2 protein-coding genes are annotated in these 1654 nt (G+C 65.2%); one reads left to right on the forward strand and one right to left on the reverse strand.

Annotated features, from left to right (window positions below):
- On the reverse strand, nt 1-345 hold a 345-nt coding region (gene tnpA, locus BZY54_RS45210), incomplete at its 3' end, for an IS200/IS605 family transposase (protein WP_086731173.1).
- Between the two features lie 27 nt (nt 346-372).
- Here tnpA and BZY54_RS45215 point away from each other — a divergent pair.
- Nucleotides 373-1620, forward strand: coding sequence for an RNA-guided endonuclease InsQ/TnpB family protein (locus BZY54_RS45215; RefSeq protein ID WP_086731172.1), 1248 nt, complete (start codon nt 373-375; stop codon nt 1618-1620).
- The last annotated feature ends 34 nt before the right edge of the window (nt 1621-1654 follow it).

Consider the following 1654-nt stretch of genomic DNA (forward strand, 5'->3'; position numbering starts at 1 on the left):
GAAATACGAGGGCGACCACAGGTGTCCGTGCATGGTGGCGCGGTTTATCCGGCCGGTGAACTCCTGCCGTATCCGGCGGGCGGATACACCCTTGAGGCTGTTGACCAGCTTCGAGACGGCGACCTTGGGCGGGTAGTGCACCAGGAGGTGGACGTGATCGCGTTCGCCGTTGAACTCCTTCAGTTCCGCTTCGAAGTCCTCGCACACCTTGCGCATGATCTCTTCGCAGCGTGTCAGCATCTCGTCGTTGAACACCCCGCGCCGGTACTTCGTCACAAAGACCAAGTGCACATGCATCGCCGAAACAACGTGTCTGCCACGCCTGTAATCGTTCTGCCCATCCATAAGACCAATCGTAGTAGGATCTTGGGTGTGCAGCTCCGCTACAACTACCGGGCCTACCCGGACGCCTCCCAGCGCCGCGCGCTGGCAAGTGCGTTCGGCTGCGCCCGCGTGGTGTGGAACGACTGCCTGCGCGACCGCAAAGAAGCGCACGCGGCAGGGCTGCCGTACGTAAAGTCGGCAGACCTGTCCCGGCTTCGCATCACCCAGGCCAAACACACCGAGGAACGCGCCTGGCTCGCCGACGTATCAGCCGTCGTCCTGCAACAGTCCCTTCGGGACCTCGACACCGCCTATAAGAATTTCTTCGACTCAGTCAAGGGCAAGCGGCAGGGCCGCAAGGTCGGCCCTCCCCGCTACAAATCGAAGAAGGACACCCGGCAGTCGATCCGCTTCAATACCAACGCCTTCTCCCTCCGGGACGACGGCGCGGTGTACGTGGCCAAGGCCGGCAGCCTCAAGGTCAAGTGCTCCCGCCGGCTTCCGGCCGCACCCACGTCCCTGACTGTCACCAAAGACAGCTGCGGCCGGTACTTCCTCAGCTTCGTCGTTGACACCGAGCCGGACATCCTCCCCGGCCTGGACGTCGACGTCGGTATCGACCTCGGCCTGTCCGCCTTCGCCGTCCTCTCCGACGGCAGCAAGATCGACAGCCCCCGCTTCCTGCGCCGGGCCGAGAAGAAACTCAAGCGCCTTCAGCGGGAACTGTCCCGCAAGGCCAAGGGATCGAAGAACCGGGCCAAGGCCCGCATCAAGGTCGCACGCCAGCACGCCAAGGTGGCGGACCGGCGCCGGGACTGGCACCACAAGGCTTCCACACAGATCATTCGCGACAACCAAGCGGTGTACGTGGAAGACCTCGCGGTGTCCGGCCTCGGGCGCACCCGGCTCGCCAAGTCCGTGCACGACGCGGGATGGTCCGCGTTCGTCGGCATGCTGGAGTACAAGGCGGCTCTGCACGGCCGCACCTTCGCCAAGGTGGACCGCGCTTTCCCGTCCTCGCAGGTCTGCTCGGCCTGCGGATTCCGGGACGGCCCCAAGCCCCTGCACGTCCGCGAGTGGACGTGCGGCGAATGCGGCACCGTACACGACCGCGACCACAACGCAGCACGTAACGTCCTCTTCGAAGGACGCCGAATCGTCGCCGCCGGACGGGTGGAGACGCAAAACGCCTCGTGGAGCGCCGGTAAGACCAGGACGAAAGTCCCGGCCCAGCGCGGTGAAGCAGGAAGCCCCCGGAAGGGTCAGCCGACCCAGGCCGGAATCCCTGGACTTTAGGCCAGGGAGCACGTCAGTACGCCCGACGCGGGCA

Source organism: Streptomyces carpinensis, assembly GCF_002154505.1.
GTDB classification, from domain to species: domain Bacteria; phylum Actinomycetota; class Actinomycetes; order Streptomycetales; family Streptomycetaceae; genus Streptomyces; species Streptomyces carpinensis.